The sequence below is a fragment of the Streptomyces sp. NPDC031064 genome (assembly GCF_055570965.1).
Window position 1 is genome coordinate 136,326 of record NZ_JBVIGF010000005.1, and the last position, 23,234, is coordinate 159,559.

A 23,234-nucleotide genomic window follows, 5' to 3' on the forward strand; every position below is an offset into this window, starting at 1 on the left:
ACAGCCGCGCCCGAAACCTCCCCCGCCCCACGAGGCGTCCGTTCGGAGTGTCCGAAAATACGTGCGGCAGAGTGTCAACCGGAACCGTCGCCCGGGGCGTATACGCCCATGACGTATACGCCCCGGGACCTGTCCGACCCGCCGAGTGACCCCAAGGAGCCCCTCCCCCATGCGTGGAGCCGCCGTCGCCGCCCCGCCCGCCGGCGACACCGAACCGATACCGATACCCGGCCCGCGCGGTCCCGCCACGCCCGGGAACCGGCCGCGGACCTGGACGGACCGCGCCCCCCACCTCCTCGCCCTCGCGCTGTTCACCGCCTACACGGCCCTGTCCGTACTGCGGTACCGCCGCATGGAGACCCGCTCCTGGGACCTGGGCATCTTCGAGCAGGCCATACGCGGCTACGCCCATCTCCAGGCCCCGGTCGCCGACCTCAAGGGCCCTGGCACCAACATCCTCGGCGACCACTTCAGCCCCGTCACCGCCCTCCTCGCCCCCGCCTACCGGCTCTTCCCCACCCCCGTCACCCTCCTCGTCGCCCAGGCCGCGCTCTTCGCGCTCGCCGCGATCCCCGTCACCCGCGCCGCCACCCGCCTGCTGGGCCGGGCGTCCGGCCTGGCCATCGGCGTCGCGTACGGGCTGTCCTGGGGCATCCAGCAGGCGGCCGACTTCGACTTCCACGAGATCTGCTTCGCCGTCCCCCTGATCGCCTTCTCGCTCGAAGCCCTCCTGGCCCACCGGTGGCGCGCCGCCCTCCTGTGGGCGGCGCCGCTCGTCCTGGTCAAGGAGGACCTGGGCATCACCCTCACCGCGATCGCCCTGGTCGTCGCCTGGCGCGCCCGCCGGGACCCGTCCCACGCCGCCCTGTACGCCCTCGGGGTCGCCGTCCTCGGCGCGGCCGCCACGCTCCTCACCCTCACCACCGTGATCCCCGCCTTCAACACGACGGGCGGCTACGACTACTGGACCAAGGTCGACGGCGGCCCCTCCCCCTTCGCCGGCGCCGAGACCAAGCTGCGCACCCTCGCCTGGCTGCTGCTGCCCACCACCGGTCTGCTCGCCGTCCGCTCCCCCCTTCTGCTGGCCGCCGCACCCACCGTGGGCTGGCGCTTCCTGTCCGGCGACGATCACTACTGGTCCACCGACTGGCACTACAGCGCCGTCCTGATGCCCGTGCTGTTCCTGGCCCTCGCCGACGCCGTCGACATCTCGCGCCGCAGCCCGCGCCCCTGGCTGCGCGCCTACGCGGACCGGCTCCCCGCCTGCGCCGCCGCGGCCGCGCTCGCCCTGACCACCTCGCTGCCCCTCGCGTCGCTGACCGAGGCCGCCACGTACCGCAAGTCACCGCGCGTCGTCGCGGCCGAGAACCTCCTCTCCCGCGTCCCCGACGGTGCGACCGTCGAGGCCAACGTCGGACCGATCAGCCGCCTGACCGGCCGCTGCCGGGTCATGTGGCTGGGCGACACACGGGGCGTGACCCCCGACTGGATCGCGCTGAACAACTCCTCCGGCTGGGTGCGCGACGCTCACGCCTACGCCCGGCAACTCCACCCGGACGCCCGCTACCGCGTGGCCGGCGAAGCGGGCGGCTACCTGCTGCTGGAACGGCGCACCGGCCAGAAGTGAGACCCCGGCCCCGGGCTGCCCGGTCACTCGGTCGCGATGGCGTTCAGCACGTTCATCCGGCCCGCCCGGAACGCCGGGACCAGCGCCGCGAACAGTCCCACGAACGCCGACCCGACGAACACCGTCAGGATCGTCGGCCACGGTATCTCCAGGACTCCCAGCCCCTCCAGGGCCAGCAGCTTCTGCGCCGCCGTGCCCCAGCCCATGCCGAGCCCCAGGCCGAGCAGGGCGCCGAAGAGGGCGATGACCACCGACTCCAGACGGATCATGCGCCGCAACTGACGCCGCGACAGGCCGATCGCCCGCATCAGGCCTATCTCCCGGGTCCGCTCGACGACCGACAGGGCCAGGGTGTTGACCACACCCAGCACCGCCACGATGATCGCCAGCGCCAGCAGCCCGTACACGATGTTCAGGAGCTGCCCGACCTGGTCCTTCAGGTCCTGCTTGAAGTCGGTCTGGTTCTGCACCTTGTACTGCGGGTACGCGGCCAGCGACTCCTTCAGCGCGGCGTACGCCTCGCGCTCCTCGCCCTCCTCCGCCTTCGCGAACATGATCACGCTCTTGGGCATCTTCTCGGCCGGGACGTAACTCTCGGCCGTCGTGATGTTCGTGTACATGGCGCCCTTGTCGACGTTGGTGTCGTCCGAGGTGATCGCCGCGACCTTCAGCTTCGCGGTCTCGCCGCCCTTGAAGGCCACCGCGATGGTGTCGCCGACCTTCACCCCGTGCCGGCCGGCGTAGTCACTGCCGACCGACATCGCGCCCTCGCCGTACGCGGCCGCCAGGTCTCCCGCGACGGTCTCGCGCCGCAGGTCGGTGGCGTACGTGGGGTCGGCGGCGACGACGCCCTCGTCCTCCGTCCTGCCGTCCGGGGACGTGAGCCTGGCCTCCACCACCTTGTACTCGGTCACATGCGCGATGCCCGGTGTCCGCTCCAGGGCCGCCTGCGCCTGCGGCACGATCGGCCGGCCGTCGGCGCTCGCGCTCTGGACGATGAAGTCCGCGCCGACCGACTTGTCGAGCTCCTCCGTCGCCGAGGCGACCATCGACGAGCCGACCACCGCCAGGCAGGCGACCAGGGCGAGGCCGATCATCAGGGCCGCGCCGGTGGCTCCCGTACGGCGCGGGTTGCGCAGCGCGTTGCGCTCCGCCATCCGCCCCACCGGCCCGAACATCCGCAGCAGCAGCGCGCTGATCACCTTGACCAGGCCCCCCACCAGCAGCGGGCCGACCACGACGAAGCCGACCAGGCTCAGGACCACGCCCGCGCCGAGGAACATCGACCCCTCGGTCGCCTTGTCCGCCCGCGCCGCCAGGTACAGCGCGGCAGCGCCCGCGCCGGTCAGGACCAGGCCCATGATGCCGCGCACGACACCGGCCTTGCCGTCCGCCGGAGTGCCCGCGTCCCGCAGGGCGGCCATCGGGGAGACCTTGCCGGCCCGGCGGGCCGGTATGTACGCCGCCAGGACGGTCACGACGACGCCGAGGAGCAGGCCGACGGCCGGAGTGGTCCACTTGACGGTGAGGTCCTGGGTGGACAGCTCCATGCCGATGGACGACATCAGTTCCATCAGGCCGATCGCCAGGCCCACCCCGGCGCCCACACCGAGCACCGAGCCGACGAGGCCGAGGAGCACCGCCTCGATGAGGACCGAGCGGTTGATCTGCTTGCGGCCGGCCCCGATGGCGCGCATCAGGCCGATCTCGCGGGTGCGCTGGGCGACCAGCATCGAGAAGGTGTTGACGATGAGGAAGATGCCGACGAGGAAGGCGATCCCGGCGAAGCCGAGCATCGCGTACTTCATCACGTCGAGGAATCCGCTGACGTCCTTACGTCCCGCGTCGGCCGCCTCCTGCTGCGTCTGGAAGCGGTACGGCCCGTCGACGGCGGACGCCACGTTCTTCTTCAGCTCGTCATGGCTGACGCCCGGGTCGGCGGTCACCCACACATGGGTGAACCGCCCAGCGCTGCCCAGCAGTTCGCGCTGGGCGGTGGCCGTGTCGAAGTAGACGACGGCCGCACCGGGGTTGGTGACCTTGAAGGAGGCGATGCCGGAGATCCTCGCCGTGAAGTCACCGGTGACGGCGATCGTGCGCAGCTCGTCGCCGATCTCCAGGCGGTGCTTCTCGGCGGTGTCGGCGTCGACCATCACCTCGGTCGGGCCACGCGGCGCGTGCCCGGAGGTGATCTCCATGGAACGCAGGTCGTTGCGCGTCCAGTTGCCGGCGATCGTGGGGGCGCCGTTGGTGGCGCCCATGTTCTTGTTGTCGGCATCGACGACGGTCACGCTCGTCGAGACGACCGCGCCCTCGGCGGACTTGACGCCCTCCGCCGCCTGGACCCGACTCACAACGGACGCGGGCATCGCCTCCGGTTTGCCGGTCTGCGGCATCTCGTCCACGGCACCGGCCGACTTGGGGCTGACGGTGACATCGGGCGAGGACACCGCGAACAGCTTGTCGAACGTGGTGTTCATGGTGTCCGTGAACACCAGCGTTCCGCTGACGAACGCCACGGACAGCAGCACGGCCACCGCCGAGAGCGCCATACGGCCCTTGTGCGCGAAGAAGTTGCGCAGGGAGGTTCTGACGACGGTCACGATGTCCGCCCCCGCGCGTCGAAGTCCTTCATGCGGTCCAGGACGGCCTCGGCGGTCGGCCGGAACATCTCGTCGACGATGCGCCCGTCCGCCAGGTACAGCACCCGGTCCGCGTAGCTCGCCGCCACCGGGTCGTGCGTGACCATCACGATGGTCTGGCCCAGCTCGTCCACGGACCGGCGGAGGAAGCCCAGCACCTCCGCGCCCGCCCGGGAGTCCAGGTTGCCCGTCGGCTCGTCGCCGAAGATGATCTCGGGTCGGGCGGCCAGCGCACGGGCCACCGCCACGCGCTGCTGCTGCCCGCCGGACAACTGCGAGGGCCGGTGCTTCAGCCTCTCGGCCAGCCCCACCGTCTCCACCACCCGGTTCAGCCAGGCGGCGTCCGGCTTGCGGCCGGCGATGTCCATGGGCAGCGTGATGTTCTCGATCGCGTTGAGCGTCGGCAGCAGGTTGAACGCCTGGAATATGAACCCGATCCGGTCCCGGCGGAGCTGTGTCAGCTTCTTGTCCCTGAGCCGGGTGATCTCGGTCTCGTCGAGGAAGATCTCACCGCTCGTCACGGTGTCCAGGCCGGCCAGGCAGTGCATCAGCGTCGACTTGCCGGACCCGGACGGGCCCATGATCGCGGTGAACTGCCCGCGTGCGATGTCCACATCGACGTGGTCCAGCGCGACGACGCGGGTCTCGCCCGCCCCGTACGCCTTGACGACCTGTCGCGCCCGCGCCGCGACGGCCGTACGCCCTCCAGTACCCCCGTGCCTGGGGATGGTCACAGCCGTTGTCACGGTAAGTCTCCTATATCGGGTATGACGGAATGTCGGAGGCATGCCGGTATGCCGGTATGCCGAATGCCGTGGTGTTGGGAAGTCGCTGCGCGGGCCCCGCGTATGACCACAAGTCTTCCGCCGCCCCGCACCCGAGCGCACTGGTGCCCAGCGCAGTCTTCGCCCTGGGGTTTTCCCCACCCCCGCCCCCACCGCCCTCGCGGCAGCTCGGCGCCCGTAAGAACAAGCTAAGGAACGGGCCCGTGCCTCCACGTCCTCCGGCGGGACGAAGACCCCCTGGGCCGGAGTAGGGAGGTGCCCCTAGGGGTTCTCCACCCGAGGAGGGGGTGAGAGGCTGGCCCGACGAAATACGTGCATGGGGAAAGGGATTCCGGTGTCCGAAGCCGACGCGGCAGTTGGCGCGCCGTCCGGTGCGCGGGCCGGAGCGCCGTCCGGAGCGCGGGCCGGGGCGCCGGACGGTGCGCGGCTCGGGGCGCGGGCCGACTCACCGGCCGGGGCGTCGGGCGATACGGCGGCGGGGGCGCACGCCGGGACGACCGGCAACTCCACGGCCGGGGAGCCGAGCGGTGCGACACCGGACGCGGCAGCCGACCCGATACCCGAAGCGGCGGCGAAGGGGCGGGCCGACGCGATACCCGGCCCCACGGCGGAGGCCCCGGCCGACCCACCGTCCGCCCCGCCGCCCACCGCACCGCCCACCCCCGCCCCGAAGGCGCCGGTCGACGCACCGCCCGCCACCGAAGCCGACGCCGTCGCCGTCGCTTCCGACTCCGACTCCGACTCCGACGCCACGCCCCCCGCGACCCGCCGAAGGGGACCGGTCGTCGCGGCGCTGATGCTGGGCATGGCCCTCGCCGCCCTGGACGGCACCATCGTCTCCACCGCCGTACCGCAGATCGTCGGTGACCTGGGTGGGTTGTCCGTCTTCTCCTGGCTCTTCTCCGGCTACCTGCTGGCCGTGACCGTCACCCTCCCCGTGTACGGGAAGCTGTCCGACACCTTCGGCCGCAAGCCCGTCCTGATCGCCGGCATCGTGCTCTTCCTCATCGGCTCGCTCCTGTGCGCCGCCGCGTGGAGCATGGCGTCCCTCATCGCCTTCCGGATCGTCCAGGGGCTGGGCGGCGGCGCCCTGCAAGGCACCGTGCAGACCATCGCGGCCGACCTCTACCCGCTCAAGGAACGCCCAAGGATCCAGGCCCGGCTCTCCACGGTCTGGGCGACCTCGTCCGTGGCCGGCCCGGCGCTCGGCGGGCTGCTCGCCGGGTACGCGGACTGGCGCCTGATCTTCCTGGTCAACCTGCCCGTCGGCGCCCTCGCCCTCTGGCTGATCGCCCGCCACCTGTCCGAACCCGCCCGCACCCGCAGCACCACCCGCAAGGCGAAGGCCCGCGTCGACTGGCCGGGCGCCCTGGCGATCTTCACCACGGGTACGTTGCTGCTGACCGCCCTCGTCCAGGGCGGCGTGGCCTGGCCCTGGCTCTCCGCGCCCTCCCTGGCGCTGTTCGCGGGCGCGGCCGCCCTCATGGCCGTCACCGTCCTGATCGAGCGCCGCGCCGCCGAGCCGATCATCCCCGGCTGGGTCTGGCGCCGCCGCACCATAGCGGCGGTCAACCTCTCCCTCGGCGCGCTGGGCCTGCTGATGGTCGCGCCGACGGCGTTCCTCCCCACGTACGCCCAGTCCGTCCTGGGCCTGGGCCCCATCGCCGCCGGTTTCGTCCTGTCGGCGATGACCCTGTCGTGGCCCATCAGCGCGGCGTTCTCCAACCGCGTCTACGGCCGCATCGGCTTCCGGCTCACGGCCGCCGTCGGCATGACCCTCGCCGTGCTGGTCCTCCTCGCCTTCCCGCTCCTGCCCTACCCGGGCGAAGCATGGCAGCCGGCGCTGCTCATGCTGCTGCTGGGCGCCGCCCTCGGCCTCGTCCAACTCCCGCTCATCGTCGGCGTACAGTCCACCGTCCCGTGGTCGGAGCGCGGCACCACCACCGCGTCCGTCCTCTTCTGCCGGCAGGTCGGCCAGAGCCTGGGCGCGGCCCTCTTCGGCGCCATCGCCAACGCCGTCCTCGCCACCCGCCTCACCGAAGGCGGCCTGGACGACCCCGCCGCGCTCACCCCCACGGCCGTGGACACCGCGGTGGAGTACGTGTACGTCGGCGCTGCGGCGGCCGGAGCCCTGGCCCTCGTCGCCCTGCTGACCCTCGCCCCGCGCCGCTTCCCCGTCCTCACGGACGACGACCGGACCGCCTAGGCCGCCCAGGCCAGACCGCCCGGCCCGACCCGTCGGCCCGACCCGCAGCCCGGACCGCCCAGCCCAATCCGACCAGGCCCGCCCCACCCCCTCAGCCCGCCCCACCCCCGAGCCGAACCCCCGAGCCGAACCCCCAAGCCCGACCCGCCGACCCTCCATAGGCCGCCCAGGCCCCGCCTACGCCGGGTCCGTACGTCCCGTCAGCGCCGCCAGGCTGCTGCGTACGTGGGCCATGTGGGCGCGCATCTCCTCGCGTGCCGTCTCGTGCTCCCGCAGGATCCGCTCCGTCTCCCGCTCCACCCGCTCGGCCCGCAGCCGCGCCTCCGACAGCAGGGCGGCCGCCTGCGCGTCGGCCTCCTCCTGGCCGTGCCGCGCCTGTTCGGCCGTCTCCGCCAGCGCCCGTTCCGCCTCCGCCAGTCGCGCCCGCGCCACGCCCATCAGCTCCTCGTGCCGCGCCGCCAGCTCCGCTTCCCGCCCGGCCGCCTCACGCTCCGCCGCCTGCCGCCGCTCGGCGTGCCCCGCCTCCTGCTCGGCCAGCATCCGCTCCGCGCGCTCCCGCGCCTCCCGCAGCGCGGCCAGCCCCTCGCCCCGCCGCTCCTCGGCCTCGGCGAGCGCCTCCGCCCGGGTCTGCCCGGCCGTGCGCCGCGCCGCCATGAGGGTCTCCTCCGCCCGCGCCTCGGCCCGGCCCCGTACCGCCTGCGCGGCATCGCGCGCCGCGTCCCGCACCGACCGGGCCGCCGCCTCGGCCTCGTCCGCCAGGCGCCGCGCCTCCTCCAGCGCGTCCGCCCGCAGCGCGTCGGCCTCCTCCTCCGCGAGGGCGAGGATCCGCTGCGCACGGTGCCCCAGCGTCTCGTACCGCTGCGGCGGCAACTCCGCCACGAACTCCCGCAGCCGCGCCGCCTCCGCCGCCAGCTCCTCCGCACGTACGGCCAGTTCGTCCGCCCGACGCCGCGCGGCCTCCCGCTCGGCCTCCAGACCGGCGACGGCCCGGTCCACCTGCTCGGTCCGGTAGCCGCGCCCCCATACGACAGCGAAACCACTCATGACTGACGCCCCTTTCCCCGGTCCAGGATGCAACAACCCGTACCAACGGAAAGGGGCGCCTATACGCCAACAGCGCCTGCGACGTCAGAGCCCTAGAGCAGCCCGTCCCACATCTGCTCCAGCAGCACCGACCACCAGCTCTCCGGCGACGACAGCGCCGCCGGGTCCAGCATCGCCAACTGCGCCTGGAAATCGACCGTCCAGCGGCCCGCCTGCTCCGGCGTCAGCCCGAACCGCAGCCGCCACATCCGTCCCAGCAGCGCCAGGCAGCGGGTGAACTCCGGCAGTCCGCTGTTGACGAACTGCGGCGCCGCCGGCCGCCCGTCCGGACCCGCCTCCACCGGTACGGCCACGATGTGCGCCGTCCCGTACTGCACGCAGATCGCCCGCCCGAAGTCGGACCCGACCACCAGGTAGGAACCCGCGTCGGACGCCGGCTGGACCTGCCGCTGAGCGGCCAGTTCGGCGAGCGTCGGCACCACCGGCTGGGCCGGCTGCGCCCAGAAGAACGGCCCGAAGTCGGCCGGCAGCCCCGCCCACACCAGGGTGCGCGCCACCAGTTCCGGCACGCCCTGCCGCGACACGGCCCGCTGGTCGAACCGGCAGATCCCCTGCGGCCCGAACGCGCCCACCAGCTCCTGCGCGATGCCCTCCGGCGGAACCGGCGGCGCCGGCTGCACCGGCGGCAACGGCACGCGCAGCGGCGCCGGACGCGCCGGGCCGTCGGCGACCTGGTGCAACTCGCCCTGGTGGGCGATCAATTGCCCCATGCCCTGCTGGCGGCTCGCGTGGTCACGCCCGTACGGGGCGATCGAGGTGATCCGCGCCTGCGGCCAGGTCTCCCGGATCATCCGGGCGCAGTAGCCGCCGGGCAGCTCGCACGACTCCAGCTCGGTGTGCAGTTCCAGCACCTGCTGCGGCGGCACGTTCATGGCACGCAGCTCGTGCAGGATCTGCCACTCGGGGTGCGGCGTACCGGGCGCCGAGCGGCGGATGAGCTGGGCCTCGGAGCCGTCGGGCGCGCGGTAGCGCAGCACGGCCTGGTAGCCGGGGCCGACGGTCGGCATCCCGGTGGGCGGCTGCTGCGGGTAGCCGTACGCGGGCGGCGCGGGCGCGGGAGCCGGCGGCGGCAGCGGACCGGGCCCGCCACCCGGGCCCGGCTGCGCCAGCATCGTCGCCGCGTGGTGCACCCCACCACCGGGAGGCCCGGGCGGACCAGGAGGCGCGGGCGTGCCGGGGGCGCCCGGCGCACCGGGCGGACCCGGAGGCGGCGGCGTACCGGGCGCACCCGGGCCGCCCGGACCCGGCTGGGCGAGCATGGTCGCGGCGTGGTGCACCCCACCGCCCGGAGGCGGCGTGGACCCCGGAGGCGCGGGAGGCGCCGGAGGCGGCGGCGTACCAGGGGCACCCGGCCCGCCCGGACCGGGATGCGCCAGCATCGTGGCCGCGTGGTGCACCCCGCCACCCGGAGGCGGCGTGGAACCCGGAGGCGGCGGCGGGGTCGGCACACCGGGCGGTGGCGTGCCGTCGGGCGGCAACTGCGACACGAGCTGCGTCGGTACGTACCCGCCGGCCGGCGCCCCGGGCGCACCCGGGCCCGACGCGGGCGGCCGCGCCCCCGGAGTGCCCGGCGCACCGGGCGGCGGCGGAGTCGTCGGGCCGGTCCCGCGGGAGGGCCTGGCGCCGCGCGGCGGCAGGGCGGCCTTGCTGGTGGCGGCGTCCGCTATGTCGCCCGGTGCCAACTGCTGCGGGTCCACGGCGGGCGCGACGGCGGTACGCGGGAGCTGGCTGCCGCCGGCCATCAGCGCGGTCGGCGCGTCGGCTCCCACCGCGGGCGGCGGCGTGTCGTCGTCGTCCGACCCGGACAGCGGCGGCGCGAACACGGTCGCGGGCAGCGGTACGGAGGCGTCGTCGCCGTCGCCGCCGGGCGCGTTGACGTCGCTCCACGGCGCGGAGGCGGGGACCCCGTCGGGCGTGGTGGGCTCGTGGTCCCCGGGCGGGGCCGGCCAGGCGCCGCCCTCGACATGGGACCCGCGCCCGGCCGTCGCCGAGCCGCCGGTCACCGCGTCGGCCGACGGAGCCGGAGCGGCGTCCGCCGGCACGGCCCCGGCGGGAGCGGTGGGCACGGCGTCGACCGGGGCGGGCGGCGTCGCGTCGGCAGCCGCCACGGCAGGCGCGGCCTCCCCGCGCTCCCCGCCGGCCACACCGGCCCCGGACGTACCGGCACCACCCCCGGCGGCCACACCGGCACCGGACGTACCGGCACCACCCCCGGCCACCACACCGGCACCGGCACCAGAGGCACCCGCGCCAGACGGGCCACCCCCGCCCGACGTGTCGGAACCCCCCGTGCTCCCCGCACGCCGGTCCGGGATGCCCAGTTGGTCCGCCGCCTCCTGGAGCCACTCCGGCGGGCTCAACAGGAACGACGTCTGGTTCAGGTCGATCCGCTCCGGCTGCGCCACGGCAGGAGCCGGCGCCGCCGCGGGGGCCCCGTACTCCTCCTCGTACCGGCGGATCACCTCACCCACCGGCAGCCCCGGCCACAACGTCGCCTCACCACTGTCCCGGGCGATCACCAGCCGCTGACGCCCGCCGTCCGACGTCGGTCCGTCCTCACGGTCCTCCGCCCACACCACGAACCCCAGCTCGAACTCCCGCACCCGCACCTCACGGTGCTGGTACACGGGCACGTCGCCGTTGACCCACTCTTCCGCCCGCTCCTGCGCCTGCGCGAACGTCACCATCGAAAGCTCACTCCCCCACCGGAACGGCCCGCGCGAAGCCGCCGTCCACCATCAGGTTCGCCACCGTCTCCAGCTCCGGCGGATTGCCCGCCAGCCGCTGGAGGAACTCGTCGAAGTCCGCCCCGCACGGCAACAGCAGCCGGTCCACCCGGTCCTGCACCGTCAAGCCGTCCTGGTCACGAGCGTCGTCGTACGCGCAGAACCACACCGAGCCGACATCACCGCCGCCCCGCACCTTCACCGCCAGCAGACCGCCCTGCACGAACCCGACACCGAGGTAATCCTTCGTCAGGTGATCGCGCAGACACTTGTTGACGTACACCAGGTCATTGACCGCCGCCTCGTCGCGCACCGTGAAGAACGGCTGGTCGACCAGCAGCCCCAGCTCCGGGTCGAGCGCCGCGCCCACCGGCGCGCAGCCGCCCGCCGCCTTCAGGAAGGACCGGTACGCGCCCGGGAGCCGGTAGCCCAGGTCCTCCTCCACGCCCTGCAACTGCGCCTCGGTCACCGACAGCGCGCCCTTCGGCAGCCCGACGTGCGCCGGCCGGGTCTCCTGCAACGGACGCGTACCGCGCTTGCCGTGGTCGACCGAAGCCGTCGCGAGGCCACCGTGGTGCCGCAGCAGCGCCTTCACCTCCACCGGAACCAGCTCCATGCGCCGCGTACCGGCCACGTGGTGCCAGGTCCAGCCGTGCGGCGTCGCCACCGCCGGAACCGTGTCCCACAGCTCGTGCCCCGACGCGGCCAGCGCCGCGTTCGCGGACACGTAGTCCGTCAGACGCAGCTCGTCCACGCCGAAACCCTCCGGCGGCTCCGCGATCTCCGCGGCCGCGCGGGCGTACGGCGAGAAATCCGGATGGCCGTTCCCGTCCACCCGCACCCCACCGGGATGCCGGGCGGCCCGGACCGGGTCCGGGAAGTGCACGACCTGCCCGGCGTAGGCCGCGTTCGGTGGCGCGGCACTGTGCTGCCCGAGCCGACCTGTCGTCATGGCGGATGCCCCCTGCTGCTGCTGGCTGGTCCGCACAGCCTATGCGGTGGGGCAACAGGAGGAACTCGCCCTCCGTTTCGGTGACCACCCGTCACACTCAGGTGACCCAATGACGATCACACGACACGCCGATCACACGTTTCAGCGCCCCCGCTTCCCCATCAGCTCACCCATTTGGCAGGCTGTTCCCCGCAACTCGGGGGATTGCAGAGGGGACAACACGCACCATGCACGCAGCGCGACCAGGCACGACGCCCGCCACCGGGGACCCACGCCTGAGCTGGAGCAGCACCGGCCCCGACCTCACCCCGATCCTGCGCCACCGGCGCGACGGCATCCTGCCCACCGTCGGAGCAGCACTCTCCGTACGCGGCGAGACCCTCACCTGCACCGCCGGCCGCGGCGACCGGCCGCCCGCCCTGCACCCCCTCGTACAGGATTTCCTCGACACCCTCACCAGCGGCCAGCGCGAACGCTTCACCGGCCGCTGCCCCGAAGCCATCCTGCTCTCCCGCCACCTCACCGCCACCGAGGCGAGCCGCTCCAAACGCGCCCAGCGCAAACCCCTCAGCCAGGGCGAAGCCCGCCGCTCGCTCAAACACGCCAAGATCACCGCACGCCGCATCCGCGAGGACGGCGACCCCCTCCACGGCAGCTACGCCGCCCCCTGCCGCTCCTGCGCCGCACTCCTCGCCCACTTCGGCGTACGCCCCGTCGACCCCACCACCGCCCAGAACGGCTGACCGGACACCCATGCCCGACCTGAACACCACCCGCTTCCCCGTCGCCGTGGACGCCGCCCTCAGGGAAGCGGGCTGGCAGCCCGGCCGCTGGGACATCAAACAAGCCGAACAGTGGGCCGACACCCTCCGCGCGTACGTCTCCCCCGCCGGCCACCGGCACAGCGTCTTCCCCGCCGCCGTCGAAGCCTGGGCGGAATTCGGCGGCCTTCACATCGCCGCGCCCGGACCCGGCCGCCAGATCGCTCCCGTACCCGTCCACCTCGACCCGCTCGCCGGACTCCACCACGCCCGCAGCCTCGCCGACCTCGGCCGCGCCCTCGACACGGACCTGGCCCCCATCGGCGAAGAGGCCGACAACCGGGCCGTCCTCGCCATCGACGCCGAAGGACGCGTCTACAGCCTCGACCACGCCGGCGACTGGTACCTCGGCCCCGACATCGACCACGCCCTGGCGCTCCTGATCACCGGCGCCCAGCCCGCCCGGCTCACCTCGACCTGAACCGGCCGCCCGGCCCCCGCACCGGCTACGCGGCCCGCACCGGCAGCACCGCCGACACCTTGAAACCACCCTCGTCCGTCGGGCCCGACACGAAGACCCCGCCCAGCGCCGTCACCCGCTCGCGCATGCCCACCAGACCATTGCCCCCGCTCGGCAGCCCCGCATCCGCCGCCTTGCCGTCCGACGGCCCGTTCTCCACCTGCATCGCCACCTCACCGCCCCGGTGCGCCAGCCGCACCACGACCTTCGCGCCCGCCGCGTGCTTGTGGACGTTCGTCAGCCCCTCCTGCACCACCCGGTACGCGGTCCGCTCCACCTGCGGCCCGTACGACCGCGCCTCCCCCATCACCTGAAGCTCCACCGCCATCCCGGCCTGCCGGGACTGCTCCACCAACTCCTCCAGCGCGTCCAGGCACGGCCCGTCCTCCGCCGCGTCCACCCCCCTGCCGGCCGCCGCGGCCGCCGCCCGCCCCACCGCCGCCAGCGGCACCGACTCCCGCACCGGCGCCGGATCGCCCGCCCGCAGCACCCCCAGCATCTCCCGCAACTCCGTCAGCGCCTGCCGACCCATGTCCCCCACCAGCGCCGCGTTCTTCGCCGCCTTCTGCGGGTCCTTCAACGCCACCGCCTGAAGCGCCGCCGCGTGCACCACCATCAGGCTCACCCGGTGCGCCACCACATCGTGCATCTCCCGCGCGATCCGCGTCCGCTCCTCCGTACGCGCCATCTGCGCGCGCTGCTCCGCCCGGTCCGCCAGCAGCGACAGCTCCTGCTCCAGGCTGTCCGCCCGCTCCCGCAAGCTCTCCATCAACCGCCGCCGCGCCCCTATGTACAGCCCGAACAGCACGGGCGGGGCGTTCAGACCCAGCGACATGAACACCGCCATCAGCGGCACGTACCAGGGCCCGGGATCGAAGTCGGCCGACGCGATGTCCTGCCGCACCCGCACGAACGTCACGATCAGCACCGCGACCAGCGACATCCCCGCCAGCGCCGCGATGATCCGCCGGGGCACCTCGGAGGCGGCGAGCGTGTACAGCCCGACGATGCTCATCAGGTAGCCCATCTCGGCGGGCGTGATCGCGATCGACACCAGCACCACGGCGATCGGCCACCGCCGCCGCATGACCAGCACCGCCCCGGCCACCAGCCCGAACAGCACCCCCACGGGCACGGGCAGCCCGGCGTTGTCCGCGAACCCGACCCCCTCGGCCGCGCACTCCAGGGCCGACACGGCCCCGAGCGTCACGTCCAGCACGGCACTGCGCCGCCGCCCCCACCACCACCAGCCCCGGGCGGTCACGCCCGCGGCATCCTGGTCTGCCCCCGTTGCGGTCATGTCTTCCAGCCTACGGGCGGGCGCGACCCGATTTCCGGCGTCGCGTCGAAGGGGGCGGGTACGGCATAGTAGGGCCTGCCACGCGCGCCCACCCGCGAAAAATTCGGGCATACGTGGTGATCCATCCCGGGTCGTCTAATGGCAGGACAAATGGTTTTGGTCCATTGAATGAGGGTTCGATTCCTTCCCCGGGAGCTCTGGAATCCCTTGCGAAGCGCGTACACCGGGTCCTGACCGCACAGTCAGGACCCGCCCTCATTTCCGCCCCGAAACCCCCCGGTATCCTGCGGGTGTCCACCACCCGAAGCCGAAGGGCATTCCCGTGAGCGCCAACCGCCCGGCAGCCGTCGTCGTCCTCGCAGCGGGTGAGGGCACCCGCATGAAGTCGAAGACCCCCAAGGTCCTGCATCAGATCTGCGGGCGCTCGCTCGTCGGACACGTCGTCTCGGCGGCACGCGAGCTGGACCCCGCGCACCTGTGTGTCGTCGTCGGGCACGCCCGCGAGCAGGTGACCGCACACCTGGACGAGCACTACGCCGGCACCCGTACCGCCGTGCAGTACGAGCAGAACGGCACCGGCCACGCCGTGCGGATGGCCCTGGAGGAGCTGGGGGCCGAGGCGCTGGACGGGACCGTGGTCGTGGTGTGCGGTGACACCCCGCTGCTGTCCGGCGAGACGTTGACCGCGCTGGCGGAGACGCACGCGACCGACGGCAACGCCGTGACCGTGCTGACCGCCGAGGTGCCGGATTCGACCGGGTACGGGCGGATCATCCGGGACCCGGAGACGGACGCCGTCACGGCGATCGTGGAGCACAAGGACGCGACCGACGCGCAGCGCGCGATCCGGGAGATCAACTCCGGGGTGTTCGCGTTCGACGGGAAGCTCCTGGCGGACGCGCTGGGCAAGGTGCGGACGGACAACAGTCAGGGCGAGGAGTACCTGACGGACGTCCTCGGCATCCTCCGTGAGGCCGGGCACCGGGTCGGTGCGTCGGTGGCCGGGGACCACCGGGAGATCCTGGGGATCAACAACCGGGTGCAGTTGGCGGAGGCGCGGGCGCTGCTGAACCAGCGGCTGCTGGAGCGGGCCATGATGGACGGCGTGACGGTCGTCGACCCGGCGTCCGTCTTCGTGGACGCCACGGTGACGTTCGAGCGGGACGCGGTGGTGCACCCGAACACGATCCTGCTGGGGTCGACGCATCTGGCCGAGGACGCCGAGGTGGGGCCGAACAGCCGGCTGAAGGACACCCGGGTTGGCCCGGGTGCCCGGGTGGACAACACGGTGGCGGACCGGGCGGACGTCGGCGAGGGCGCGACGGTGGGTCCGTACGCGTACCTGCGCCCGGGGACGCTGCTGGGCCCGAAGTCGAAGGCCGGCACGTATGTGGAGATGAAGAACGCGCGCGTGGGCGAGGGTTCGAAGGTTCCGCACCTGTCGTACGTCGGGGACGCGACGATCGGCGAGTACTCGAACATCGGCGCCGCGAGCGTGTTCGTGAACTACGACGGCGAGAGCAAGCACCACACGACGATCGGGTCGCACTGCCGTACCGGCTCGGACAACATGTTTGTGGCGCCTGTCACGGTCGGGGACGGCGCGTACACCGCCGCCGGCTCCGTGATCACCAAGGACGTACCGCCCGGTTCGCTGGCTGTCGCCCGTGGCCAGCAGCGGAATATCGAGGGTTGGGTGGCTCGGAAGCGGCCGGGCAGCGCGGCGGCGCAGGCAGCCGCGGCGGCCTCGGAGCAGGGTTCCGGCGAGGACTGACCGGAAACAGGTGCGTCGAACTCGGCGTACCGTGATACGTGCACACAAATTCGGCTGGTTCGCGCGGAAAGTGGTCGCGGCCAGAGAACACGTCTGAGGAGACAGTGCTGTGACCGGGATCAAGACGACCGGCGAGAAGAAGCTGATGCTCTTCTCCGGCCGCGCCCACCCCGAGCTGGCCGAGGAGGTTGCGCACCAGTTGGGTGTCGGCCTCGTGCCGACGAAGGCGTTCGACTTCGCCAACGGTGAGATCTACGTCCGTTTCCAGGAGTCGGCCCGTGGTGCGGACTGCTTCCTGATGCAGAGCCACACGGCTCCCATCAACAAGTGGATCATGGAGCAGTTGATCATGATCGATGCTCTGAAGCGGGCCTCGGCCCGGAGCATCACCGTGATCATCCCGTCGTACGGCTACGCCCGGCAGGACAAGAAGCACCGTGGCCGTGAGCCGATCTCGGCCCGTCTGATCGCGGACATGCTGAAGTGCGCGGGCGCCGACCGCATCCTCACGGTCGACCTGCACACGGACCAGATCCAGGGCTTCTTCGACGGTCCGGTGGACCACCTGTCGGCGCTGCCGGTGCTGGCCGACTACGTGGGCGCCAAGGTCGACCGCAACAAGCTGACCGTCGTCTCCCCGGACGCCGGCCGCGTCCGTGTCGCCGACCGCTGGTGCGACCGGCTGGACGCGCCGCTGGCGATCGTGCACAAGCGCCGTGACAAGGACGTCGCGAACCAGGTGACGGTCCACGAGGTCGTGGGTGAGGTCGAGGGCCGGGTGTGTGTCCTGGTCGACGACATGATCGACACGGGTGGCACGATCTGCGCGGCCGCCGAGGCGCTGTTCGCGCACGGCGCGGAGGACGTGATCGTGACCGCGACGCACGGCATCCTGTCCGGCCCGGCGGCCGACCGGCTGAAGAACTCCAAGGTGAGCGAGTTCGTGCTGACGAACACGCTGCCGACCCCGGGTGAGCTGGAGCTGGACAAGATCACGGTGCTGTCGATCGCGCCGACGATCGCCCGCGCGGTCCGCGAGGTCTTCGAGGACGGTTCGGTGACGAGCCTCTTCGAGGAGCAGGGCTGAGTACGCAGCCGAAAGGCCGCCCCGACCACACCGGTCGGGGCGGCCTTTCGCTTTCGGTTAGACTGGTGTAGTTGCTCGGCGAGGGAGGCCGCACCGAACGAGGTGCGGCGGTCCGTTATCGACGCGCTCTTCGTAGCAGGCCAAGTCCAGTCGTGGCCGGGTAACCACCACGACCGTTGATCCGTCTGACACTTACGAGGAGTGCATATGTCCGAGGTGAAGATCTCCGCCCAGACCCGCAGCGAGTTCGGCAAGGGTGCCGCCCGCCGCATCCGTCGCGCGAACCAGGTTCCGGGTGTTCTCTACGGTCACGGCTCGCAGCCGCTGCACCTGACGCTGCCGGGCCACGACCTGCTGCTGGCGCTGCGTACGCCGAACGTCCTGATCTCCCTGGACATCGACGGCAAGACCAACGAGCTGGCCATCCCGAAGGCCGTGCAGCGCGACCCGCTGAAGGGCTTCCTGGAGCACGTCGACCTGCTGCTGGTCAAGCGTGGCGAGAAGGTCACGGTCGAGGTTCCGGTCGTGGCCGAGGGCGAGCTGGCCCCGGGCGGCAACCTGCTGGAGCACGTGCTCAACGCGCTTCCGGTCGAGGCCGAGGCCACCCACATCCCCGAGTCGCTGACCGTCTCCGTCGAGGGCCTGGAGGCCGGCGCCTCCGTCCTGGCGAAGGACATCACCCTGCCCAAGGGCGTCACGCTGGCCGTCGAGGAGGACGCTGTCGTCCTCCAGGTGCTGGCCGCGCAGGCCGAGGAGCCGGCCGCTGAGGGTGCCGAGGGCGAAGAGGCCGCCGAGGCCTGAGCCCTCCTGGGCACCGCTTGACGGGGTGGCGGGCTGCGGCCCGCCACCCCGTTTCCCTGTTCGTACGCGAGGAGACTTGAGGACATGACGACGGATGCCAGCGCCCCCTGGCTCATCGTGGGCCTGGGCAACCCGGGGCCGGAGTACGCCGCGAACCGGCACAACGTCGGCTTCATGGTGGCCGACCTCCTCGCGGAGCGGATCGGCGGCAAGTTCAAGCGGGCGCAGAAGGCACAGGCGCAGGTGGTGGAGGGCCGCATCGGGCCCCCCGGGCCGGCGAACCGGCGGGTGATCCTGGCCAAGCCGATGTCGTACATGAATCTGTCCGGCGGTCCGGTCACGGCGTTGCGGGACTTCTACAAGGTGCCCACCGCGCACATCGTGGCGGTCCATGACGAGCTGGACATCGATTACGGGGTGCTGCGGCTGAAGCTGGGTGGTGGCGACAACGGCCACAACGGTCTGAAGTCGATGACGAAGGCGATGGGCGCGGACTACCACCGGCTGCGGTTCGGGATCGGGCGTCCGCCGGGGCGGATGCAGGTCGCGGACTTCGTGCTGAAGGACTTCTCGTCGGCCGAGCGCAAGGAGCTGGACTACTTCGTGGACCGGGCGGCCGACGCGGTCGAGTGCCTGGTGACGGAGGGCCTGGAGCGGGCGCAGTCGGCGTACAACTCCTGACCTGTCGGGACCGGGATTGACCGGGCGCGGTCATATCCCAGAGGATCGCGCCCCATGAGCAAGAAGCGGACTTCAGCCCTCCCGTACGCGCGCGGTGCCGCCATGGCGCTGGTCGCCCTGCTGCTGGTGGTGGCGGGTGTCTGGGCGTCGTGGGGCACGGCGCAGCATGTCCTGCTGTCGAAGGGCCGTGAGCACGGCACGCTGACGGTCACGGGGTGTTCGGCGGACGTCTGTACGGGGCGCTACGACCCGGACGGCCCGCCCGGGCCGCGTACCGACATGACGATCGCGCACTCGGTGGCCGTGCAGAAGGGCGGCCGGTATCCGGTGGTGGTGAAGCCGGACACGACGGAGCTGGTGCGTACGGGGTGGCCGGGCGGGCTGCACGCGTGGTTGCCGCTGGGCGGGGCGTTGTTGCTGGCGGCGCTGGTGATCGGTGGCGGGATGCGGTTGCCCAGGCTGGCGTGGGTGTCGGCGTCGGTGGGCGGGGCGCTGCTGGTGGGGACGTTCTTCGCACTCTGACCGTCGCCGGCGTAGCGGAATGAGGGATTCACCCAATCGTTATGCGGGTGATCGGGTATGCGGCGTCCGGTGTCTTGACGCCGGTGTGGAGTCACAAGAAGCTTCAGCCGCCCCCCACGGCCCCCCTCTCTCGTTGGACTATCCATGCGCACTCTTACTCTCTCCGGCGTGCTGGTGGCGGCTGCGGCCTGCTCACTGGTGTTCGCCCCGTCCGCTCTCGCCACGAAGGGCGACAACGGCACCGTCAAGATCCACGATGCCTCCACCGGCGAGGAGCTCCTCAAGAACGAACCGCACGTCTGCACCTTCTACCTCGACGCGTTCGGCTTCGACGCCGGCCAGCAGGTGGAGTGGCACATCGAGGCCTGGGCTCCGACGGCGGACGTCAAGGGTGAGACGGTCGAGTCCGGTTCGCTGACGCTGGACGGGTCGGGGCACGGACGCACCGACGACCTAACCCTGCCCGACGGGCACTACAAGCTGTTCTGGAACTTCGACGGCGAGAACGGCCGTGCCAAGCAGAAGGTCTTCTGGTCGGCGTGCGACGCGGAACCGGGCGGCCACGAGCCCGGCGGCTCCGAGCCGGGCGCGTCCCAGCCGGGCGAGCGGCCCTCCGCGGAGCCCTCCGCCGAGCCGTCCGCCGCCAAGCCCTCCGCGCAGACGGACGCCACGTCGCCCGCCTCGTCCGCCCCGGCCGCTGCCGGAGCTCCCGCCGCGAACGGCTCCGCCGAGGGCGACCTCGCCGAGACCGGCAGCTCCGCCCCGGTCGGCATCCTCGCCGGCGTCGCGGCGGCGCTCGTCGTGGGCGGCGGCTACCTCGTGTCCCGGCTGGGCAGGGCCAAGAAGCAGCCCTGACCGGCGTATGACGCGTGAAAGGGGCGCCCGGTGGTTCCGGGCGCCCCCTTCCTTCGTCCGCGCGCGTCAGCCGGTGTTGCGCAGGCCGGCCGCCACGCCGTTGACGGTGAGCAGCAGGGCCCGGGCGAGCAGCGGGTCGGGCTCCTCGCCGCGCTCGACGGCGGCCCGCTGGCGGGCGAGCAGCGCGACCTGGAGGTAGGAGATCGGGTCCAGGTAGGCGTCGCGGATGGCGAAGGTCTGCTGGAGGACGGGGTTGGAGTCGAGCAGTTGCTCACCGCCCGTCACGCGCAGCACCTCGCTGACCGTGAGCGCGTGCTCGGCCTCGATGTCGTCGAAGACGTGCCGCAGGTTCTCCGGGACGAGGGTCTCGACGTAGTGGCGGGCGATCCGCAGGTCCGTCTTGGCGAGGGTCATCTCGACGTTGGACAGGAAGTTGCGGAAGAAGTGCCACTGCTCGTACATCTCGTCGAGTACGGCGTCGAGGCCGGCCTCGCGCAGGGCCTTGAGGCCGGAGCCGACTCCGTACCAGCCGGGGACGATCTGCCGCGACTGGGTCCAGCCGAAGACCCACGGGATGGCGCGCAGTCCGTCGAGCGAGACGCCCGAGCCGGGGCGGCGGGAGGGCCGCGAGCCCAGGTGCAGGTCGGCGAGCTGGTCGACGGGTGTGGAGGCCAGGAAGTACGTCGGCAGGTCGGGGTCCTCGACGAGCTTGCGGTACGCGGTGTGGGCGGCGTCGGAGACGGTGTCCATGGCCGCGTCCCAGCGGGCGAGGGCCTCGTCGGACTGGCGGGGCGCGGTGTGCAGGGCGGACGCCTGGAGCGTCGCCGCCACCGTGAGCTCCAGGTTCTCCCGGGCCAGGGAGGGGATCAGGTACTTGTCGGAGATGACCTCGCCCTGCTCCGTGACCTTGATCTCGCCCTCCAGGGTGCCCCAGGGCTGGGCGAGGATCGCGTCGTGGGAGGGGCCGCCGCCGCGGCCGACGGTGCCGCCGCGGCCGTGGAAGAGGCGGAGGCGTACGCCGTAGCGGTGGGCGACGTCGCGCAGCCGGCGCTGGGCGCGGTGGATCTCCCACTGGCTGGTGGTGATGCCGCCGAACTTGGAGGAGTCGGAGTAGCCGAGCATGACCTCCTGGACGTCGCCGCGCAGCGAGACGAGGCGCCGGTACGACGGGTCGGCGAGCATGTCGTTGAGGATGACGTCGGCGGCCTTGAGCTCGTCGGTGGTCTCCAGGAGCGGCACGATGCCGATCTTGGCCCAGCCGGCGTGCAGGTCGATGAGTCCGGCCTCGCGGGCGAGGACGGCGGCGGCGAAGACGTCGTCGGCGCCCTGGCACATGGAGATGATGTAGGACTCGATGACCTCGGGCCCGAAGCGCTCGAAGGCCTCCTTGACCGTGTGGAAGACGCCGAGGGTCTTGGTGCCGGCCGCGTCGAGCGGGGCGGGCGTGGGCGCGAGCGGGCGGCGGGAGCGCAGCTCCTTGGCGAGCAGCTTCTGCCGGTAGTCGCGCGGCATGTCCGCGTACCGCCAGGATTCCTCGCCGAGGCGGTCGAAGAGCTGGCCGAGGGTGTGGTGGTGGGCGTCGGCGTGCTCGCGGACGTCCATGGTGGCGAGCTGGAGGCCGAACGCCGACAGGGTGCGGATGGTGCGGTCCATGCGGCCGTCGGCGAACAGGCCGCCGCGGTGTTCGCGCAGGGACGTCTGGACCAGGGTGAGGTCCTGGAGCAGCTCGGCGGTGCCGAGGTAGTCGCGGCCCTCCTGGTGCGGGGTGCCCTTGGCGAGGCGTTCGCGGGTGTTGACGAGCTTCTGCCGGATGCAGGTGGCCTTGAGCCGGTAGGGCTCCTCGGCGTTGAGGCGCTTGTAGCGGGGGCTGATCTCGGGGAGCCGGTCCAGGTCCTGCTGGAGGGAGTCCAGGAGCTCCTGGGTGGCGCCGGCGTACCGGATGGAGTTGGAGAGCTGGCTGCGCAGGTGGTCGATCAGCTCGATGGCGTCGGTGATGCCGTGCTCGTGCTGGAGGATCAGCACGTCCCAGGTGACGGCGGGGGTGACGTTGGGGTTGCCGTCGCGGTCGCCGCCGATCCAGGTGCCGAAGGTGAGGGGCCGGGTGCCGGCGGGCAGCTCGACGCCGACGCGCTCCAGCTCGGCGGCGAGGTCCTCCAGGACGTCGCCGACGGCGTTGGCATGCAGCTCGTCGAGGTAGTAGATGGCGTTGCGGGCCTCGTCGGTCGGCTCGGGGCGTACGACGCGCAGTTCGTCGGTCTGCCAGATGAGGTCGATGGACTCGGCCAGGCGCAGGTCGTGGCGGCGCCGGTCGGAGGCGATGACCGGGGTCTCCAGCAGCTCGGCGATACGGCGGAGCTTGTTGAGCACGGAGCGTCGCGCGGCCTCGGTGGGGTGCGCGGTGAAGACGGGGCGGACGTTGAGGTGCTTGACCGTCTCGCGCACGTGCTCGGGATCGCCGTCCTTGAGCATGTCGGCGGTGCGGGCGAGCAGGCCGCCCTCGGCGGCGCGCTTCTCGCGCAGCTCCTTGCCGCGGTGCACCTGCTCGGTGACGTTGGCCAGGTGGAAGTACGTGGAGAAGGCGCGTACCAGCTTCGCGGCGGTCTCCAGGTCGGTGTCGCCGAGCAGCTCGGCTGCGGCTTCGCCGTTCTCGCGCGTGAGGCGGCGGACCTTCTCGACGAGCTCCAGGAGCTCGGGTCCTTCCTGCCGTACGAGCGTCTCGCCCAGCAGGTCGCCCAGTCGGCGGATGTCGGCGCGCAGCTCGGCGCTGGCGGTGGGGGTCTGGTCGGCACTGCTCACAGGTGCGGCTCCTTGCAGTGTTTGAGCACGTCTGGAGGGGTACTGGAGGCTGCGGACCGCGCTGTCCGACGACACCCAGGATAGGTGTCCCCTCC

General features: G+C 72.5%; 17 protein-coding genes and 1 tRNA gene. 11 read left to right on the forward strand and 7 right to left on the reverse strand.

The genetic code is table 11. The features are described from left to right. The first annotated feature begins 169 nt into the window (after positions 1–169). The gene (locus ACZ46W_RS19435) at positions 170–1,627 is read left to right on the forward strand and encodes a DUF2079 domain-containing protein (RefSeq protein ID WP_468339037.1); all 1,458 of its coding nucleotides are present in this window, start codon (positions 170–172) and stop codon (positions 1,625–1,627) included. Positions 1,628–1,650: 23 nt separating this feature from the next. On the opposite strand, the gene ACZ46W_RS19440 is transcribed toward ACZ46W_RS19435, so the two are convergent. Continuing rightward, on the reverse strand, positions 1,651–4,230 hold the full coding sequence (locus ACZ46W_RS19440; protein WP_468339039.1) for an ABC transporter permease: 2,580 nt from the start codon (positions 4,228–4,230) through the stop codon (positions 1,651–1,653). Then, a complete protein-coding gene (locus ACZ46W_RS19445; protein ID WP_468339041.1) occupies positions 4,227–5,015 on the reverse strand; it encodes an ABC transporter ATP-binding protein in 789 nt (262 codons plus the stop codon). The genes ACZ46W_RS19440 and ACZ46W_RS19445 overlap by 4 nt, the downstream gene beginning before the upstream one ends. Positions 5,016–5,388: 373 nt before the next feature. Between ACZ46W_RS19445 and ACZ46W_RS19450 the strand changes: the two genes are divergently transcribed. Beyond that, the gene (locus ACZ46W_RS19450) at positions 5,389–7,260 is read left to right on the forward strand and encodes an MFS transporter (RefSeq protein ID WP_468339043.1); all 1,872 of its coding nucleotides are present in this window, start codon (positions 5,389–5,391) and stop codon (positions 7,258–7,260) included. A 177-nt stretch (positions 7,261–7,437) separates the two neighbouring features. Here the strand turns inward: ACZ46W_RS19450 and ACZ46W_RS19455 are convergent, their stop codons facing one another. From ACZ46W_RS19455 to ACZ46W_RS19465, 3 genes are all read right to left on the reverse strand, one after another. Further along, positions 7,438–8,304, reverse strand: coding sequence for a cellulose-binding protein (locus ACZ46W_RS19455; protein ID WP_468339045.1), 867 nt, complete (start codon positions 8,302–8,304; stop codon positions 7,438–7,440). Between the two features lie 92 nt (positions 8,305–8,396). Further along, on the reverse strand, positions 8,397–11,051 hold the full coding sequence (locus tag ACZ46W_RS19460; RefSeq protein WP_468339047.1) for an SUKH-4 family immunity protein: 2,655 nt from the start codon (positions 11,049–11,051) through the stop codon (positions 8,397–8,399). Between the two features lie 7 nt (positions 11,052–11,058). Further along, on the reverse strand, positions 11,059–12,042 hold the full coding sequence (locus ACZ46W_RS19465) for an SMI1/KNR4 family protein (protein WP_468339049.1): 984 nt from the start codon (positions 12,040–12,042) through the stop codon (positions 11,059–11,061). A 227-nt stretch (positions 12,043–12,269) separates the two neighbouring features. Here ACZ46W_RS19465 and ACZ46W_RS19470 point away from each other — a divergent pair, with 227 nt between their 5' ends. Both ACZ46W_RS19470 and ACZ46W_RS19475 read left to right on the forward strand, forming a co-directional pair. Next, positions 12,270–12,785, forward strand: a complete 516-nt coding sequence (locus ACZ46W_RS19470; RefSeq protein ID WP_468339051.1) for a YwqJ-related putative deaminase — start codon at positions 12,270–12,272, stop codon at positions 12,783–12,785. A gap of 10 nt (positions 12,786–12,795) precedes the next feature. Next, complete coding sequence (locus ACZ46W_RS19475; RefSeq protein ID WP_468339053.1) at positions 12,796–13,284, forward strand: SUKH-3 domain-containing protein; 489 nt, start codon at positions 12,796–12,798, stop codon at positions 13,282–13,284. Between the two features lie 25 nt (positions 13,285–13,309). On the opposite strand, the gene ACZ46W_RS19480 is transcribed toward ACZ46W_RS19475, so the two are convergent. Beyond that, entirely contained in the window at positions 13,310–14,623 is a 1,314-nt protein-coding gene (locus ACZ46W_RS19480) for a sensor histidine kinase (protein WP_468339055.1), read from the reverse strand. A 124-nt stretch (positions 14,624–14,747) separates the two neighbouring features. Here ACZ46W_RS19480 and ACZ46W_RS19485 point away from each other — a divergent pair. The 7 genes from ACZ46W_RS19485 to ACZ46W_RS19515 all read left to right on the forward strand — a co-directional run bounded on the left by ACZ46W_RS19485 (position 14,748) and on the right by ACZ46W_RS19515 (position 20,343). Then, positions 14,748–14,818 (forward strand) — tRNA-Gln (locus ACZ46W_RS19485). A gap of 127 nt (positions 14,819–14,945) precedes the next feature. After that, the gene (gene glmU, locus ACZ46W_RS19490) at positions 14,946–16,397 is read left to right on the forward strand and encodes a bifunctional UDP-N-acetylglucosamine diphosphorylase/glucosamine-1-phosphate N-acetyltransferase GlmU (protein ID WP_468339057.1); all 1,452 of its coding nucleotides are present in this window, start codon (positions 14,946–14,948) and stop codon (positions 16,395–16,397) included. Positions 16,398–16,506: 109 nt separating this feature from the next. Next, positions 16,507–17,484, forward strand: a complete 978-nt coding sequence (locus ACZ46W_RS19495; protein ID WP_468339059.1) for a ribose-phosphate diphosphokinase — start codon at positions 16,507–16,509, stop codon at positions 17,482–17,484. 207 nt (positions 17,485–17,691) lie between these two features. After that, positions 17,692–18,285 (forward strand): 50S ribosomal protein L25/general stress protein Ctc, encoded by a 594-nt coding sequence (locus tag ACZ46W_RS19500; protein WP_468339061.1) that lies wholly within the window; start codon positions 17,692–17,694, stop codon positions 18,283–18,285. Positions 18,286–18,369: 84 nt separating this feature from the next. Beyond that, positions 18,370–18,966, forward strand: coding sequence for an aminoacyl-tRNA hydrolase (pth, locus tag ACZ46W_RS19505; RefSeq protein ID WP_468339063.1), 597 nt, complete (start codon positions 18,370–18,372; stop codon positions 18,964–18,966). A gap of 54 nt (positions 18,967–19,020) precedes the next feature. Beyond that, entirely contained in the window at positions 19,021–19,488 is a 468-nt protein-coding gene (locus ACZ46W_RS19510; protein WP_468339065.1) for a hypothetical protein, read from the forward strand. A gap of 144 nt (positions 19,489–19,632) precedes the next feature. Next, complete coding sequence (locus ACZ46W_RS19515; RefSeq protein WP_468339067.1) at positions 19,633–20,343, forward strand: hypothetical protein; 711 nt, start codon at positions 19,633–19,635, stop codon at positions 20,341–20,343. Positions 20,344–20,409: 66 nt separating this feature from the next. On the opposite strand, the gene ppc is transcribed toward ACZ46W_RS19515, so the two are convergent. Continuing rightward, positions 20,410–23,139, reverse strand: coding sequence for a phosphoenolpyruvate carboxylase (gene ppc / locus ACZ46W_RS19520; protein WP_468339069.1), 2,730 nt, complete (start codon positions 23,137–23,139; stop codon positions 20,410–20,412). Positions 23,140–23,234: the final 95 nt, after the last annotated feature.